The organism is Curtobacterium sp. PhB78, assembly GCF_003751685.1.
In the GTDB taxonomy this organism is placed as follows: Bacteria; Actinomycetota; Actinomycetes; order Actinomycetales; family Microbacteriaceae; genus Curtobacterium.
This window is the reverse complement of the sequence record NZ_RKIA01000005.1, coordinates 369174-386203: the sequence shown is the minus strand read 5'-3', so window position 1 is coordinate 386203 and position 17030 is coordinate 369174. Positions and strand designations below refer to the sequence as shown.

Here is a 17030-nt window from a genome sequence, read left to right as displayed (position 1 = left end):
GAGGCGCCGTGGCGGCCGGCCTCGTCGCCGTCCTGGGCCTCTTCCTGCTGGTCGACGCGGCGGTGCGCGGCAGCTGGATCGTGGTGCTCGACGCCGTCGGACCGATCGCCGTGCTGGTCTGGGTCCTGTGGGTGCTCACGTACCGCCCGTGCATCCGCATCGACGACACGGCCGTCACCGTCGTCAACCCGCTCCGCCGCACCGTGGTGCCGTGGCACGCGGTCGCCGACGTCAAGCTCCGCTGGCAGATCGTCATCGAGACGGTCGCAGGCCGTCGCGTGCAGTGCTGGGGCGGCCCATCGCTGCCCCGGCCGAAGCCGGCCCGGCGCGGCGAGCGTGCCGTGCTGCGCCAGCCGGACGAGATGACCGTGCTGCTCGACCGGTGGGCTGAGCAGCGTGCCGTCGCCGGTGACGGCGACGCCGTGCGCGGCTGGGACCGCCCCGCCGTCATCGTCGGTGCGGTCGCGCTGGCGCTCCTCGTGGTCTCGCTGCTGAGCCTGTCGCTGGGCGGCTGACGCGGCTCGCGATCGCGACCACGAGACGGACGGGAGGCCCGGCGCACGACGTGCGCCGGGCCTCCCGTCCGTCCTCTGGTCACGTCCACTGCCGCGCTTGGTGAGCAGAAATGGTCGGGTCCGCCAACGGGACCCGACCATTCCTGCTCACGATGTGGAACGGTGAACGTGACCCGCGTCGTCAGACGACCGCGCCGACCCGCTCGGTGAGCAGGTGCTCCTGGTCGGTCTGGATGCACGCGACGCCGCGGCCGTGCACGTCCTGCAGGCGCGGGTCGACGGTGCGGCACTGTTCCTGCCGGCCCTCGTCGAGGAGCTGGTAGAGCGGGCAGCGGGTGCGGAACCGGCAGCCGTCGATGCGCTCGGTGGGGGAGGGCAGGTCGCCGTCGAGCAGGATCCGCCCGCGGGCGGCCTCGGCGGACGGGTCCGGCACCGGCACGGCCGACAGCAGGGCCCGCGTGTACGGGTGCTGCGGGTCGGAGAACACCTTGTCGCCGTCGCCGTACTCGACGATGCGGCCGAGGTACATGACCGCGACGTCGTCGGCGATGTGCCGGACGACGGACAGGTCGTGGGCGACGAACAGGTACGACAGGCCGAGGCGGTGCTTCAGGTCCTCGAGCAGGTTGATCACGCCGGCCTGCACCGAGACGTCGAGCGCCGAGACGGGCTCGTCGAGCACGAGGATCTTCGGTTCGACGATGAGCGCGCGGGCGATGCCGATGCGCTGCCGCTGGCCACCGGAGAACTCGTGCGGGTACCGGTCGATGTAGCTCGGCTCGAGCCCGACGAGCTCGAGGACCTCGCGGACCCGGCGGCGGATCTCGTCCTTCGCGACCCCGTGCACCGTCAGCGGCTCACCGATCACCGAACCGATGTCGAGCCGGGGGTCGATCGACGCCATCGGGTCCTGGAACACGACCTGGATGTCGCGGCGGATCGCCAGGCGGTCCTTCTTCGACAGCGACGCGGTGTCGACGCCGTTCACCCGGATGGTGCCCTGCTGGGCGCCGGCGAGCTCGAGGATCTCCATGATCGTGGTGGTCTTGCCGCAGCCGGACTCACCGACCAGGCCGAGCACCTGCCCGCGCTTGAGCGTCAGGGAGATGCCGTCGACCGCGTGCACCTCGCCGATCTGCCGGCGGAAGAGCGCGCCCTTGGTGAGCGGGAACGTCTTGACGACGTCGGTGAGCTCGAGGACGACGTCGTCGCCGTGGTCGACCGCCGCTTCGGGGATGTCCTCGGGGCGGGGGAAGATCTCCGACCGCTCGAGGGTGCCCGCCGCGATCTCGTCGCGACGGATGCACGCTGCGGTGTGGTCGTCGAGCAGCGTGCCGTTGCCGATCGTCGGGACGGTCCCGGTCAGGACCGGGTTGTCGCCGCTCTGCGGGACGGTCGGCTCGACCAGCGCGGGCTCACCGTCGCGGCAGGCGTCGATGACCGCGGGGCAGCGATCGGCGAACGGGCAGCCGGTCGGCTTCTGCGTGAGCAGGGGCGGGCGGCCTTCGAGCGGCACGAGCCGTTCGGTGCGGGCAGCGGTCATGTTCGGCATCGAGCGGAGGAGCCCGATCGTGTACGGCATGACGGGCTCGCGGAAGAGCGGCTCGACCGGAGCCGTCTCGACGATGCGGCCCGCGTACATGACGGCGACGCGGTCCGCGTTGCCGGCCACGACTCCGAGGTCGTGCGTGATGAGGACCACGGCGGCGCCGGTCATGTCCTTCGCCGTCTGCAGCACGTCGAGGATCTGCGCCTGGATCGTCACGTCGAGCGCGGTGGTCGGCTCGTCGGCGATGATCAGCTTCGGGTCGTTCGCGATGGCGATGGCGATCATCGCGCGCTGCCGCATGCCGCCGGAGAACTCGTGCGGGAACGCGTCGAGGCGCCGAGCGGGGTTCGGGATGCCGACGACGCGCAGGAGTTCCTCGGCGCGGGTGCGGGCGGCGTGCTGGGTGAGGGAGCGGTCGTGCAGTCGCAGCCCCTCGATGATCTGCTGGCCGATCGTGTACACGGGTGTCAGGGCGGACAGCGGGTCCTGGAACACCATCGCGATGTCGCCGCCGCGCAGGCGGGACATCTCGCGGTCGTTCTTGCCCAAGAGCTCTTGGCCGTCGAAGCGGATGCTGCCCTCGACGTGGGCGGACGACGGGAGCAGACCCATCACGGCCATCGAGGACACCGACTTGCCGGAGCCGGACTCGCCGACGATCCCGAGGAACTCGCCGGGGGCCACCGTGTAGTCGACCCCGCGGACGGCGTAGACGGGCTTGGTCTTCGGGTTGAACGTGACCGACAGGTCGGACACGGTCAGCAACGGCTCAGTCACGGTTGGCTCCGGAGGTGGGGTCGATGGCGTCGCGCAGGGCGTCGCCGAGCAGGCTGGTCGAGAGCACGGTCGCGACGAGGGTCGCGGCGGGCAGGACGAACAGCCACGGGCGGGTGACGGCGGACTGGCTGCCGGCGGCGAGCAGGGTGCCGAGCGAGACGTCGGGGATCTGGATGCCGAAACCGAAGAAGCTCAGCGAGCTCTCCGCCAGGATCGCGGCCCCGACGCCGAGCGTCGCGTCGATGATGAGCAGGGACGCCACGTTCGGCAGGATGTGCCGTCGGATGATCGTGAACGAGGGGACGCCCATGAAGCGGGCGGCCTTGACGTAGTCGCGTTCGCGCAGGGACATCGTCTGGCCGCGGATGACGCGGGCCATCACCATCCAGCTGAACACCGCGAGGCCGACGATGAGCGCCACCCACGTCAGGTTCTTGAACACCGGGCTGAGGAGCACGAGCGCGTAGAACGAGGGGATCACGAGCAGCAGGTCGATGACCCACACGAGCACGCGGTCCACGGTGCCGCCGAAGTAGCCGGCGATCGCACCGACGATGCCGGCGATCAGCGTGGCGGCCGGACCAGCGATGAGGCCGATGAGCAGCGACTTCTGCAGGCCGACGAGCGTCTGCGCGTAGATGTCCTGGCCGATGTCGTTCGTGCCGAACCAGTGCGCGGCGCTCGGCGGCATGCCGAACGCCAGGCCGTCGGAGTCAACAGCGTTCCAGTGGTACAGGTGCGGGCCGACGAAGGCCCACAGCAGGATGAGCAGCAGGGCGCCGCCACCGATGCGGGCACGCCAGGTGCCGAACACCTTGCGCCAGAGCGGCGTGCGGCCGCCCTTGACCTCGATGACGTGCGCCGGGGTGCCGGCGTTGCCGTCACCGGGGTCACCGGCAGTGGTCGTGGTCGTGGGGTCGAGAACAGACACGGGTCACACCCTCACTCGCGGGTCGAGCGCGGCGTAGAGCAGGTCCGCGAGGGTTCCTGCGATGAGCACGAGGATCGCCGTGAAGAGGATCGTGCCCGAGGCCGCGTTGATGTCGTTGTTGGTGATGCCCTGGACGAAGTACTCGCCCATTCCGTGCCAGCTGAAGACCAGCTCGGTGATGCTCGCGCCGGTCAGGATCAGCCCGAACGAGTACGCGAAGAACGTCGACATCGGGATGAGGGCGACGCGGACGCCGTGGCGCATGATGGCCGATCCGCGCGTCCGGCCCTTCGACCGCGCGGTGCGGATGAAGTCGTTCGACAACACGTCGAGCATCGCGGAGCGCTGGTACCGCGAGTAGGTGGCGACGGCGCCGACCGTCAGCGAGATCGTGGGTAACAACAGGTGGATCAGTCGGTCGCCGAGCACGGGGAAGAACCCGTTCACCCCCGGCGTGTACTCACCCGTGAACCGGATCACCTGGGTGCCGAGCCCCTGGTTCATCGCCGTCGCGAGGATCATCAGGACGACCGCGATGACGAAGGTCGGGGTGGCGAGCACCGCGAACGACAGGTACGTCGAGACCTGGTCCGACGTGCGGTACTGGCGGACGGCGTTCCACACGCCGAGCAGCACCCCGAGGATCGCGCCGAGCAGGGTGCCGATGACCAGCAAGCGCAGACTCGTGCCGGAGCGGGCGACGATGTCGGCCGTCACCTCGGTGCCGCGCGTGCTCATGCCGAGCGATCCGTGCGTGATCAGGTTCGACCACCAGGTCCACGTCCGGACGATGAGCGGGGTGCCCGGATCGGCGCCGAGCTTCCGCAGGGACTCGTCGATCGTGCCCTGCGGCACGGCCGGGTTGCGGCCCAGGAACCGGGCAGCCGGGTTCAGGGTGCTGCTGGCGAGGATGTAACCGAGGGTCGTCGCGACGATCGTCAGGACGATGTAGTTGACGATCCGCTTTGCGATGAAGGCAAGCATGTACTGGGACCTCGTGGGGTGCGGCCGTCCGTCCGGACGGCGTTGTCGGTGGCGACAGGTTAGCCGTTCGCGACGGAGGGGTGGGACTTCTGTTGTGACGCTATGCAACATTCGTTACGAGCATGTTTCGATTCCGCGCATCACCCCTTGTGGAGCCTTCGGATGTGACTAGGGTTCTCAACCAACAGGCGTGGCGGCGGGGGTCGTCGCGTTCCAGCGCGAACTGCGCGAACCACAACGAAAGGGAATCCTCGCCATGCGAAAGAGGATCAAGGGCATCGCCGTGCTGGCCACCGCTGCGGCTGCGGCCGTCGTGCTGGCCGGCTGCTCCGGCGGTGGACAGGCGGGCAACAGCAGCTCCGCAGTCGCCGAGTCGACGCTGAAGTCGACCGGCTGGACCGTCGCGGACCGCGCGGACGTCAAGGACGGCGGGTCGATCACCCTGCCGATCGACACCGCACCGGCCAACTGGCAGCTCGCCAACCTGGACTCCGGGACGGTGGACGACACCACGATCTCGCAGACCTACCTGCCGGGCTTCATCCAGTTCAAGGAGAACGGCGAGTGGGAGGCGAACAAGGACTACGCGACCTCGGTCGAGTTGACCAAGGACTCGCCCCAGACCGTCGAGATCAAGATCAACCCGAAGGCCGTGTGGTCCGACGGCACCCCGATCAGCGCGAAGGACGTCATCGCCAACTGGAAGGCGCTGAACGGCACGAACAAGGCATTCGCGCCCCTCGCAACCAACGTGTGGGAGGACGTCGACTCGGTCAAGCAGGGCTCGGACGAGCGCGACGTCATCATGACGTTCTCGAAGACGAACGCCGACTGGGCGAGCGTCCTCGGCGCCATCTACCCGTACTGGGCCGTCGACACCCCCGACCACTTCAACAAGGCCTGGGCCAAGGGCCCGTACGCCGCCGACGGCAAGACCTACGTCTCCGGTGGCCCGTACATCCTGAAGTCCTTCGACGCCAACGGCGGCGTCGTGACCTTCGAGAAGAACCCGAAGTGGTGGGGCGACGAGGGCAAGCTCGACACCATCGTCTTCAAGACGGTCTCGCGCGACGGTGTCGCCCAGGCGTACGGCAACAAGGAACTCGACGCGTTCAACCTGAACGGCAGCGCCGACAACCTCAAGACGGCGAACTCGCGCTCCGACTCGAAGATCGAGCGCTCGCTCGGCACCACGCAGCGGCAGATCACGCTGAACGGCACCTCGGACGTCTTCAAGGACCAGGACGTGCGCCAGGCGTTCGCGCAGGCCATCAACCGCAAGGTCCTCGCCCAGGCGATCCTGTCGCCGGTGAAGAGCCCCGGTGACGTGCTCAACAACCTGACGTACCTGCCCGGTCAGGAGGGCTACCAGGACGACGTGTCGTCGGTCTACGGCTACAGCACCGACAAGGCGAAGTCGAAGCTCGAGGACGCCGGCTGGAAGGTCGGCTCGGACGGCTACGCGACCAAGGGCGGCAAGGAGCTCGACGTCCGCTTCGTGATCCCGTCGGACAACCCGAACTCGGCGAACGTCGCGCAGCTCGTGCAGCAGCAGACGAAGCTCGCCGGTTTCAAGGTCACGATCGACACCGTCCCCTCGGACGACTTCTTCACGAAGTACATCACCACGACGACGCGTGACTTCGACGCCACGTACTTCGCGTGGCAGGGCACGCCGTTCCCGATCTCGTCGCTCAAGTCGATCTACTACCCCGCCGACGCCGGTCAGAACTACACCGGTGTGACGGACGACTCGCTCGGCGCGGCATGGGACAAGGCGAACGGCGAGCTCGACCCGGATGCCCGCATCAAGGACGCGCAGGCGATCGACAAGAAGATCGTCGCCGTCGCCGGCACGATCCCACTGTTCGCCGAGCCGTACGCCTGGGGTGTCCGCAAGGACCTCGTGAACTACGGGCCCGCGCAGTTCCAGCAGTCCTCGGTCAAGTGGCAGGACGTGGGCTACACCAAGTAGTCCCGCGGTCGCACGACCCGCAACGACACCCTCGACGTCGCACGACGTCGGGGGTGTCGTTCTGCGTCGACGGGAGGGGACTCCGGGCGCTACAGCCGGGCCGCCGCGAGCGACGCCGCGATCCCGAGCACGACGAACGCCAGGACCGTCCAGCCGTGCACCCGGTGGGTGATCGGCGCCGCCGTCACGGTCGCGGGCGGCGGGCCGTCCTGCGGAGCCGGGGCGGGTACGAGGGCCAGCATCCGCGCGGCCGCAGCGTCGACGTCGAGGTGATCCGGGCCTCCCGGTCGGCCCTGGACCTGCGCGGTGAGCCGCGCGGTCGGGCGCGTCGCGGTCCAGACGCGGCGGACGCCCTCGCTCGTGACGACCTCGATGCCGTACTTGGTGCGCACCTCGGTGACGCGCGACCACGTGTAGGTGCTGGTGCGGCGGACATCCACGATCCGCAGGTGCTCGGGCGTCAGCTCGATGCGCGGACGCCAGAGGGCGGCCCACGCCACGAACGCGATGCAGATGCTCGGGACCGGGACGAGCCACGGGTTGCTGCCACCGAGCAGTGCCAGGGGGACGAGCGCCACCGCGACGACCCAGAGGACGATGGCGAGACGGCGAAGACCCGGGGCGACGATGGTGGTGTGCACCGGACGAGGTTACGAGATGCCTCCCCGGAGACGCCCGGGGAGCGGGTGTGACACACCAGCGCGTATCTCCGGACGACCCGATTCCCCGGGGAGGCAGATCCTGCGTGGACCTCTCGTGCCGACAATGGTCGTCGCCCCCAGTTCGGGTGTCAATACCCCATGGAGACGGATTCCGGGATTCCCCACGCCGGGAACGGCCGAAGCCGCGGGGTCCGGTTACGAGACCAGCAGTTCGATCTGTTCACGGATGGTCTCGGCCTTCGGGAACCGCAGACCGACCAGCCCGACGTGCCGCCACCGCACGACCCCGTCGGGACCGATCACGAACACCGACCGACGGAGTCCGATCCCCGGCGCACGCACGCCGTAGTCGCGGATCACCGATCCGGCCGTGTCGCTCAGCAGGGGGAACGTGAGCGAGGAGCCGCGTGCGAACGTCTCGTGCGAGTCGAGGGCCTGCGGGCTGATGCCCCACACCACGGCACCCAGGTCGTCGAACTCGTCGAGTTCCGCCTGGTAGCTGCACAGCTGCGCGGTGCACACGGCCGTCGCGTCGCCGGGGTAGAAGGCGAGCACCACCGTCCGGCCGATCTCCGACGACAGGTCGTACTCGTCGTCGGTGCGGACCCCGTCGCGGACGATCATGCCCGGCAGGGTGAACGTCGGCGCGGACTCGCCGACCTCGGGGATGCTCATGTGCTCACGCTACGAGAACAACCGGGGGAACGCGCTCGCGACCCAGGGGTACCCGACGAACACCGCGGCGTCGAGCAGGCAGTGCGTGATGATCAGGGGCATCAGGCGGCCCCACTTCGTGTAGATCCAGCCGAACACGATGCCCATCACGGCGTTGCCGACGAACGCGCCGAAGCCCTGGTACAGGTGGTAGCTCCCGCGCAGCAGTGCCGTCGACAGGATCACCTGCCACCGCCCCCAGCCCAGGTCGCCGAGCCGGGCGTAGAGGTACCCGATCACGATGACCTCTTCCTGCAGGCCGGAGCGGATCGCGGACAGCAGGAGGACCGGCACCGTCCACCAGTACGAGTTCAGGGCAGCGGGGTCCACGTTCACCGTGATGCCGAGCGCACGCCCGGCGAAGTACAGGGCGAGCCCCGGGATCCCGATGCACAGCGCGATGAGCGCCGGACCGCCCAGGTCGGGCTTCACCCGGAACCGGTCGATGCCGAGCCGGGACAGGTGCGGGCGGGACGTGCTCCACAGCAGGAAACAGACGAGCGCGACCGGTGCCAGGTCCACTGCGATGCCGAGCAGCTGCCGGGCCAGGTCGACGTACTGCACCGTCGTCGACGACGTGTTGAGTGCCGTGGACTGCTCGCCGAGCGGGGTCGTCTGCGACAGGTCGTCGATGATCTGGAGGATCGAGTACAGCGCGCTGGCACCCAGTGAGAGCAGCAGCACGATGGTGATCTCGACCCACGTTCGCCGTCGGCTCATCTGCTGTACTCCTGACGGTTGCGAACTACCGGTAGACTGGCGTGTCGGGCGTTCTGCCCGCGGGTGCGGTGCCGACAAATCACTGGCCCGACACTCTCCCAGAAATTGAAGGATGTCCTGTATGGCGCTCGCCACCCGGTCCGACCTGCGCAACGTCGCCATCGTGGCACACGTCGACCACGGCAAGACCACCCTCGTCGACGCGATGCTCACGCAGACCAACTCGTTCGACGCCCACTTCGAGGGCGAAGACCGCATGATGGACTCGAACGACCTCGAGCGCGAGAAGGGCATCACGATCCTCGCGAAGAACACGTCGGTGCTCTACAACGGCAAGCACGCGACCGAGTTCGGCGCGGACGGCCCCATCACCATCAACGTGATCGACACCCCGGGTCACGCCGACTTCGGTGGTGAGGTCGAGCGAGGCCTCTCCATGGTCGACGGTGTCGTCCTGCTCGTCGACGCGTCCGAGGGCCCGCTGCCCCAGACCCGCTTCGTGCTCCGCAAGGCGCTCGCCGCGAAGCTCCCGGTGATCCTGCTCGTCAACAAGACGGACCGCCCCGACTCCCGCATCGACGAGGTCGTCTCCGAGTCGCAGGACCTGCTCCTCGGCCTGGCGTCCGACCTGTCGGACGAGGTCGACGACCTCGACCTCGACGCGATCCTCGACGTCCCCGTGGTCTACGCCTCGGGTCGTGCCGGTGCCGCGTCGCGCAACAAGCCGGCTGACGGCTCGCTGCCCGACAACGACGACCTCGAGCCGCTGTTCGAAGCGATCCTGCAGCACGTCCCCGCGCCGAAGTACGACGACCAGCACCCGCTGCAGGCCCACGTCACCAACCTCGACGCGTCGCCGTTCCTCGGTCGTCTCGCGCTGCTGCGCATCTTCCACGGCACGATGAAGAAGGGCCAGACGGTCGCGTGGGTCAAGCACGACGGCACCGTCGTGAACGCCCGCATCACCGAGCTCCTCATCACCAAGGCCCTCGAGCGCTACCCGGCCGAGTCGGCTGGCCCCGGTGACATCGTCGCCGTCGCCGGCTTCGACACGATCACCATCGGTGAGACGCTGACCGACCCCGAGGACGTCCGCCCGCTGCCGACCATCACGGTCGACGACCCGGCGATCTCGATGACGATCGGCACGAACACCAGCCCGCTCGTCGGCAAGGTCAAGGGTCACAAGCTGACCGCCCGCATGGTCAAGGAACGCCTCGACCGCGAGCTCATCGGCAACGTCTCGCTCAAGGTCCTCGACATCGGTCGTCCCGATGCGTGGGAGGTCCAGGGCCGTGGTGAGCTCGCGCTCGCCATCCTGGTCGAGCAGATGCGTCGTGAGGGCTTCGAGCTCACCGTCGGCAAGCCGCAGGTCGTCACGAAGCGTGACGAGAACGGCAAGCTGCAGGAGCCGTACGAGCACATGACGATCGACACGCCGGAGGAGTACCTCGGCGCGATCACGCAGCTCATGGCCGCTCGCAAGGGCCGCATGGAGAACATGACGAACCACGGCACCGGCTGGGTGCGCATGGAGTTCATCGTCCCGTCGCGCGGCCTGATCGGCTTCCGCACGTCGTTCCTGACCGAGACCCGCGGCACCGGCATCGCCAACGCGATCTCGCACGGCTACGACGAGTGGGCCGGCCCGATCCAGACCCGTATCAACGGCTCGATCGTGTCCGACCGCTCGGGTGTCGTCACGCCGTTCGCCATCACGAACCTGCAGGAGCGGATGACGTTCTTCGTCAACCCCACCGAAGAGGTCTACGAGGGCATGGTCATCGGCGAGAACTCGCGCGCCGACGACATGGACGTCAACATCACGAAGGAGAAGAAGCTCACGAACATGCGTTCGGCGAACGCCGACTCCTTCGAGTCGATGACGCCGTCGCGCCAGCTCTCCCTCGAGGAGTGCCTGGAGTTCGCGCGCGAGGACGAGTGCGTCGAGGTCACCCCGGCCGTCGTCCGCATCCGCAAGGTCGAGCTCGACGCGCAGGCCCGCCAGCGCTCGTACGCCCGCCTGAAGCGTCAGGACGCGTAAGCACCAAGCGACGCGTCGCGTCAGCAAGAGCACGACCTGAGGAGGTCGGGGGTTACGGTGGATGCCGTGACCCTCGACCTCCTCTCGCTGTACCAGGACCTGCACGCCCACCCCGAGCTCGGTTTCCAGGAGCACCGCACTGCGGGCATCGTGGCCGACCGGCTCGCCGAACTCGGTGGCATCGAGGTGACCACCGGCGTCGGTGGCACCGGTGTCGTCGGCGTCCTGTCGAACGGCGCGGGCCCGGTCGTGTGGCTCCGCGCCGACATGGACGGCCTGCCGGTCCAGGAGCGGACGGGTCTGTCCTACGCCAGCCAGCACCGCGGCACCGACGAGGACGGCAACGACGTCCCGACGATGCACGCCTGTGGCCACGACATCCACGTCACCTGGCTGCTCGGCACGCTCGAGCGCCTCGTCGCCACCCGGGGCCAGTGGAGCGGCACGGTCGTCGGCGTCTTCCAGCCGGCGGAGGAGGTCATCTCCGGCGCCCGCGCCATGGTCGAGGACGGCCTGGTCGACCGGTTCCCGAAGCCCGACGTCGTGCTCGGCCAGCACTCGGCTCCGGCCCCGGTCGGCATCGTCGCGATCGGCTCCGGCCCGGTGATGGCGTCGAGCGACCGGCTCACCGTGACCTTCAACGGTCGCGGGGCGCACGGGTCCGCGCCGCAGGCATCCCTCGACCCGGTCGTCACCGCCGCGTCCGCCGTCGTCCGGCTGCAGACCGTCGTCTCGCGCGAGGTCTCGCCGAGCGACGCCGGCGTCGTCACCGTCGGCAGCTTCCACGCCGGCACCCGCGCGAACATCATCCCCGACCAGGCCGTCATCGAGATCTCGACGCGTGCCCGCAACGAGGAGACCCGGGCGCGGATCATCGCGTCGATCGAGCGGATCGTCCGTGCCGAGAGCGACGCCGGCGGGCTGCCGGAGCCGACGATCGTGCGGTCGCCCGGTGCCGAGGTGACCGTGAACGACGCGGAGTCCGCTGCCCGGGTGCTCGCGGCCGTCAGCGCCGCCGTACCGGGTGCGCGCGAGCTGGAGATCGGGCTGGCGATGGCGTCGGAGGACGTCGGGCAGCTCGCGACGGCGGCGGGCGTCCCGCTCGTGTACTGGTTCACGGGGATCACCGACCCGGAGCTGTTCCGCCGCGGCGACGACATCCCGAGCAACCACTCGCCGTTCTACGCGCCGCAGGCCGAGACCGCGATCCCGGTGGGCGTCGACGCCTTGGTCGCCGCGACGCGCGCCTACGTCGCCTGACGGGCGGACGGGAGGCGCGGGGCGGCCCCGCCGCGCGGGTGACCGCCCCGGGGACAGGACGTTCACAGCCAACTCGCGCCGTGCCTCCCGGCTCACCCGTTACCGTCGGCGCATGCGTTCCCTCCGTACCCCGCTGATCGCCGCCGTCGCTGCCGGCATCGCCCTGGCCGGACTCACCGGCTGCTCGTCCGACTCCGTGAAGCAGGCGACGGACCTCGGGTCCTCAGTGGCCTCGACGGTCGCGGACGGCGTCGCGGGCATCGACGGCAAGGCGATCCAGGACGGCATGTCCTCGGTCGCGGGCGGCATCGACGGTGCACTCGACACGGCGCTCAAGGGTGCGAACGTCACCTCTGACGGCAAGGTGCCCGACGGGTTCCCGTCGTCCGATGTGCCGCTCGTCGACGGCACGGTGCTCGGCGGGGGAGCGGGACCGAACGGCTCCGGGTGGGTCGTGCAGGTGCGTGCCGGCTCGGTCGACGACTTCGCCTCCGCCGCGCAGCAGCTCGCCGACGCCGGCTACACCGAGTCGGCGAAGCGCGCCGACTCGTCGAGTGCGTTCGGGATGTTCCGCAGCGACGGGTACCGCGTCGTGCTCACGTTCTCGGACGGCGACGACGGCGTCACCGCGACCTACATCGTCACGGCCCGCTAGTCCCGTACCCTTGGGGGCGATGTCGAAGGCCTCCGTCACGCGCCCCGAGCGCGTCCTGTTCGTGCACGCCCACCCCGACGACGAGACCCTGTCGTCCGGCGGGACGATCGCGACCCTGCTCGAGCTCGGCGCCGAGGTCACCGTGTTGACGGCTACCCGCGGTGAGCGCGGCGAGATGCTCACCGAGCGGCTCGCACCCCTGGCCGGCGACGCGCAGCGCGTCGCCGCGCACCGCGAGACCGAGATCGACGCGGCGCTCGCGGCCCTCGGCGGCCCGGCGCACCTGTGGCTCGGCGGTCGCGGTGCGCGGCCCACCGACCTGCCGGAACGACGGTACGTCGACTCCGGCATGCAGTGGGGGCCCGACGGCCGGGCGACCGCCGCCGACGACGCCCCCGTCGACTCGCTGACCGCCGCCGACCTGGGCGAGGTCGTCGACGACGTCCGTGCCGCGATCCGCTCCACCGGGGCGGACGCGGTCGTGAGCTACGCCGACGACGGCGGGTACGGCCACCCCGACCACGTGCGTGTGCACCACGCTGCTCGGTACGCGGCCCGGGCCGAAGAGGTCGCGTTCTCGATGATCGTCGCCCCGGAGACCGGGGAGGCCGACGTCACCGTCGACGTCCTGCCGGTGCGGGCGAAGGTGCGTGCCGCCGTCGAGCAGTACCGCTCGCAGGTCACCGTCGACCCGGTCGACCCCGCCGACCCGACCGCGCTGTCGTGGGTGATGCCGCACGGCGTCCGCGAGCACGCCCCCGCCGTCGAGGCCTTCCGGCACGACGCCGACCCGCAGCCCCCGGCACCGCAGACCTACGCCGAGATGTCCGGCCAGGGCAAGGTCGCCGCGGTCGCCGTCGCGCTCGTGCTCGGGCTCGTCACCGGCGGACTGGGCACGGTGACGCACCAGCAGACCGTCGGCGCCGCCGCGTTCCCGATCGGCATGGTGATCACCACGCTGCTCGTGATCGGGCTGACCGTGGGCATCCGGCTGCTGTACCGGTCGCGGGCGATGGTCGCCGCGATCGGCATCGGCATCCTCGTCGCCACGCAGGTGCTCGTCTCCGTCGGCGGCCAGGGCTCGCCGCTCGTGCTGGCGAACGCGGCCGGGTACGTGTGGACGTTCGCCCCCGCCGTCATCGCCGCCCTGGTGCTCGCGTGGCCGGACCTGTCGGGGCTGCGGTCCCGGACGGCCCCGGGCCGCGAGTAGACTCGAACCCGCTCGTCGAAGGGAGCACCCGAACCGTGACCTACGTGATCGCCCAGCCCTGTGTCGACGTCAAGGACCGTGCCTGCATCGACGAATGCCCCGTCGACTGCATCTACGAGGGCGACCGCTCGCTGTACATCCACCCCGACGAGTGCGTCGACTGCGGTGCGTGCGAGCCGGTGTGCCCGGTCGAGGCCATCTACTACGAGGACGACCTGCCCGACGAGTGGGCCGACTACTACAAGGCCAACGTCGAGTTCTTCCAGGAAGTCGGCTCGCCCGGTGGCGCCGCGAAGGTCGGTGTGATCCACAAGGACCACCCGGTCGTCATGGCCGAACCGCCCCGCGGCTGAGCCGGACACGCACGTGGCGCTCGACCTGCCCGACTTCCCCTGGGACCAGCTCGTCCCGTTCAAGCAGCGCGCGGCCGGGTACGAGGGCGGCATCGTCGACCTGAGCGTCGGCTCGCCCGTCGACCCCACCCCCGAGGTCGTCCGGCGTGCTCTCGCCGACGCCACCGACGCGCACGCCTACCCGCAGGTCGCCGGCACCCCGGCGCTGCGGCAGGCCATCGCCGACTGGTACGGCCGCCGGCACGGGGTGCAGCTGACCGAGGCGCACACGCTGCCGACGATCGGGTCGAAGGAGTTCATCGCCGGCCTGGCGCTCTGGCTCGGCATCGGCGCCGGCGACACCGTGGTGTTCCCCGCCGCTGCGTACCCCACCTACGAGCTCGGCGCGGCCCTGGTCGGTGCGGACGCCCTCGCATCGGACGACCCGGCGGCGTGGCCGGCGACGACGAAGCTGGTGTGGCTGAACTCGCCCGGCAACCCCGACGGCCGCGTGCTCTCGATCGACGACCTGCGCGTCGCGGTCGACCGCGCCCGCGAACTCGGTGCCGTCATCGTCGGTGACGAGTGCTACGCCGAGCTCGGCTGGGACCCGCAGTACGCGACCACCCCGACCCCCACGATCCTCGACCCCAGCGTCGTCGGCGACTCGGTCGACGGCGTGCTCAGCGTGTACTCGCTGTCGAAGCAGTCGAACCTCGCTGGGTACCGTGCGGCGTTCGTCGCCGGTGACGCCCGGATCCTCGCCGACGTGCTCGCGGTCCGGAAGCACGCGGGGCTGATGCCGCCACTGCCGGTGCAGGAAGCGATGATCGTCGCACTCGCGGACCAGACCCACGTGCAACAGCAGAAGGCCCGCTACCGGGCGCGCCGGAACATGCTCCGACGGGCACTCGAGGACGCCGGCTTCCGCATCGACCACAGCGAGGCCGGCCTGTACCTCTGGGCGACCCGCGGTGAGCCCGCGCTCGACACGGTGTCGTGGTTGGCCGACCGCGGGATCCTCGTCGCACCGGGCACGTTCTACGGCACGGCGGGCGGGGAGCACGTCCGGGTGGCCCTCACCGCGACCGACGAGCGCATCGCCGCGGCGGCCCAGCGGCTGGCCAGCAGCCGTCGGCTCGGCACCGCGTAGCGCGGGGACGGACCCCGCGACCGGCCGGATCGTGCATTCCGCCCGGAGCGCAACCGGGGGTTCCCACCAAGTCGTGACCATCGATGTGTGCACGAGCGACAGACGCCGCGATTAGGCTGTCAACGTGACTGACACTGCCAACGACGCTCAGAAGACGGCCACACCGCCCACGACGCCCGTGCCCGTGAGTCCCGCCGCCGAACAGACGGGCGAGACCGCGACGCTGACGTACCCGGGCGGCAGCGCGGAGTTCCCGATCCTGCCGAGCGTCGACGGCGCGTCCACGATAGACATCTCGACGTTCAAGAAGCAGACCGGGATGAACACGCTCGACTACGGGTTCGTGAACACCGGGTCGACCAAGAGCGCGATCACCTACATCGACGGCGACGAGGGCATCCTGCGGTACCGCGGGTACCCGATCGACCAGGTCGCGTCGAACTGCACCTTCCTCGAGGTCGCGTGGCTCCTGATCTACGGCGAGCTGCCCGACGAGTCCGAACTCGCCGACTTCGATGCCCGCATCCGTCGGCACACCCTGCTGCACGAGGACCTCCGGCGCCTGTTCGACGCGCTCCCGCACTCCGCGCACCCGATGTCCGTGCTGTCCAGCGCCGTCAGTGCCCTGTCGACGTACTACGAGGACGACATGGACGTCGACGACCCGGAGAAGGTCGAGCTGCAGACCGTGCGGCTGCTCGCCAAGCTGCCGGTCATCGCCGCGTACGCGCACAAGAAGTCCATCGGGCAGGCGTTCCTGTACCCGGACAACGGGCTGTCGTTCGTCGACAACTTCCTGCGCCTGAACTTCGGCACCATGGCCGAGACCTACCAGCCGAACCCGGTGCTGTCGAAGGCCCTCGACCGGCTCCTCATCCTGCACGAGGACCACGAGCAGAACGCCTCCACCGCGACGGTCCGCCTGGTCGGCTCGACGAAGGCGAACATGTTCGCGTCGATCTCGGCCGGCATCAACGCCCTGTACGGGCCGCTGCACGGCGGCGCGAACGAGGCCGTGCTCGAGATGCTGCAGCAGATCAAGGACTCCGGCGAGCCGGTGCAGCGCTTCGTCGAGCGGGTGAAGAACAAGGAGCGCGGCGTGAAGCTCATGGGCTTCGGACACCGCGTCTACAAGAACTACGACCCCCGCGCGAAGCTCGTCAAGGAGTCGGCGGACGAGGTACTCGAGTCCCTCGGCGTGCAGGACGACCTGCTCGACATCGCGAAGGAGCTCGAGCAGATCGCGCTGAGCGACCAGTACTTCATCGACCGCAAGCTGTACCCGAACGTCGACTTCTACACCGGCATCATCTACAAGGCGATGGGCTTCCCGCCGCGCATGTTCACGGTGCTGTTCGCGATCGGCCGCCTGCCCGGCTGGATCGCGCAGTGGCGCGAGCTGAACAACGACCCGCTCAACAAGATCGGTCGCCCGCAGCAGCTCTACGTGGGTGCGCCGAAGCGGGACCTCCCCGCGCGCTGACGCGCGTTCTCACCCGCGAAAGCGACAGAGTCCCGCGAACAGTTCGCAAGACTCTGTCGCTTTCGC

Annotated in this window: 15 protein-coding genes; 9 read left to right on the top strand and 6 right to left on the bottom strand. The window is 69.7% G+C overall.

Annotated elements, in window-relative coordinates; genetic code table 11:
* The first annotated feature begins 8 nt into the window (after window positions 1–8).
* Window positions 9–515, top strand: coding sequence for a PH domain-containing protein (locus tag EDF53_RS13995; RefSeq protein ID WP_123294115.1), 507 nt, complete (start codon window positions 9–11; stop codon window positions 513–515).
* A 181-nt stretch (window positions 516–696) separates the two neighbouring features.
* On the opposite strand, the gene EDF53_RS13990 is transcribed toward EDF53_RS13995, so the two are convergent.
* Genes EDF53_RS13990 through EDF53_RS13980 form a run of 3 tightly spaced genes read right to left on the bottom strand, consistent with a single transcriptional unit; the run spans window position 697 to window position 4756 of the window.
* A complete protein-coding gene (locus EDF53_RS13990) occupies window positions 697–2841 on the bottom strand; it encodes a dipeptide ABC transporter ATP-binding protein (protein ID WP_123294114.1) in 2145 nt (714 codons plus the stop codon).
* Window positions 2834–3772 carry an ABC transporter permease gene (locus EDF53_RS13985; RefSeq protein WP_123294113.1) on the bottom strand — a complete coding sequence of 313 codons (939 nt, stop codon included), beginning with the start codon at window positions 3770–3772 and terminating at the stop codon, window positions 2834–2836. Before EDF53_RS13985 ends, EDF53_RS13990 begins: the two co-directional genes overlap by 8 nt.
* A gap of 3 nt (window positions 3773–3775) precedes the next feature.
* Complete coding sequence (locus tag EDF53_RS13980) at window positions 3776–4756, bottom strand: ABC transporter permease (protein WP_123294112.1); 981 nt, start codon at window positions 4754–4756, stop codon at window positions 3776–3778.
* Between the two features lie 256 nt (window positions 4757–5012).
* On the opposite strand from EDF53_RS13980, the gene EDF53_RS13975 reads away from it, so the two are divergent.
* Window positions 5013–6731, top strand: coding sequence for an ABC transporter family substrate-binding protein (locus EDF53_RS13975; RefSeq protein ID WP_123294111.1), 1719 nt, complete (start codon window positions 5013–5015; stop codon window positions 6729–6731).
* A gap of 89 nt (window positions 6732–6820) precedes the next feature.
* Here EDF53_RS13975 and EDF53_RS13970 read toward each other — a convergent pair whose 3' ends face one another.
* From EDF53_RS13970 to EDF53_RS13960, 3 genes are all read right to left on the bottom strand, one after another.
* Window positions 6821–7372 carry a PH domain-containing protein gene (locus EDF53_RS13970; protein WP_123294110.1) on the bottom strand — a complete coding sequence of 184 codons (552 nt, stop codon included), beginning with the start codon at window positions 7370–7372 and terminating at the stop codon, window positions 6821–6823.
* Window positions 7373–7588: 216 nt separating this feature from the next.
* The gene (locus EDF53_RS13965) at window positions 7589–8068 is read right to left on the bottom strand and encodes a peroxiredoxin (protein ID WP_123294109.1); all 480 of its coding nucleotides are present in this window, start codon (window positions 8066–8068) and stop codon (window positions 7589–7591) included.
* A gap of 9 nt (window positions 8069–8077) precedes the next feature.
* The gene (locus EDF53_RS13960) at window positions 8078–8827 is read right to left on the bottom strand and encodes a CPBP family intramembrane glutamic endopeptidase (RefSeq protein ID WP_123294108.1); all 750 of its coding nucleotides are present in this window, start codon (window positions 8825–8827) and stop codon (window positions 8078–8080) included.
* A gap of 121 nt (window positions 8828–8948) precedes the next feature.
* Here EDF53_RS13960 and typA point away from each other — a divergent pair, with 121 nt between their 5' ends.
* The 7 genes from typA (at window position 8949) to EDF53_RS13930 (ending at window position 16964) form a co-directional block, all read left to right on the top strand.
* On the top strand, window positions 8949–10871 hold the full coding sequence (gene typA, locus EDF53_RS13955) for a translational GTPase TypA (RefSeq protein ID WP_111084979.1): 1923 nt from the start codon (window positions 8949–8951) through the stop codon (window positions 10869–10871).
* A 66-nt stretch (window positions 10872–10937) separates the two neighbouring features.
* Window positions 10938–12131, top strand: coding sequence for an amidohydrolase (locus EDF53_RS13950; RefSeq protein ID WP_185021049.1), 1194 nt, complete (start codon window positions 10938–10940; stop codon window positions 12129–12131).
* Between the two features lie 112 nt (window positions 12132–12243).
* Window positions 12244–12786, top strand: coding sequence for a hypothetical protein (locus EDF53_RS19420; protein ID WP_123673112.1), 543 nt, complete (start codon window positions 12244–12246; stop codon window positions 12784–12786).
* A gap of 19 nt (window positions 12787–12805) precedes the next feature.
* Window positions 12806–13996 carry a PIG-L family deacetylase gene (locus EDF53_RS13945; protein WP_185021048.1) on the top strand — a complete coding sequence of 397 codons (1191 nt, stop codon included), beginning with the start codon at window positions 12806–12808 and terminating at the stop codon, window positions 13994–13996.
* A 35-nt stretch (window positions 13997–14031) separates the two neighbouring features.
* The gene (gene fdxA, locus EDF53_RS13940) at window positions 14032–14349 is read left to right on the top strand and encodes a ferredoxin (RefSeq protein ID WP_069711637.1); all 318 of its coding nucleotides are present in this window, start codon (window positions 14032–14034) and stop codon (window positions 14347–14349) included.
* A gap of 13 nt (window positions 14350–14362) precedes the next feature.
* Window positions 14363–15481: a succinyldiaminopimelate transaminase gene (gene dapC, locus EDF53_RS13935; protein ID WP_123294105.1), complete on the top strand. Its 1119-nt coding sequence runs from the start codon at window positions 14363–14365 to the stop codon at window positions 15479–15481.
* Window positions 15482–15665: 184 nt separating this feature from the next.
* Window positions 15666–16964 (top strand): citrate synthase, encoded by a 1299-nt coding sequence (locus tag EDF53_RS13930; protein ID WP_123294208.1) that lies wholly within the window; start codon window positions 15666–15668, stop codon window positions 16962–16964.
* Window positions 16965–17030: the final 66 nt, after the last annotated feature.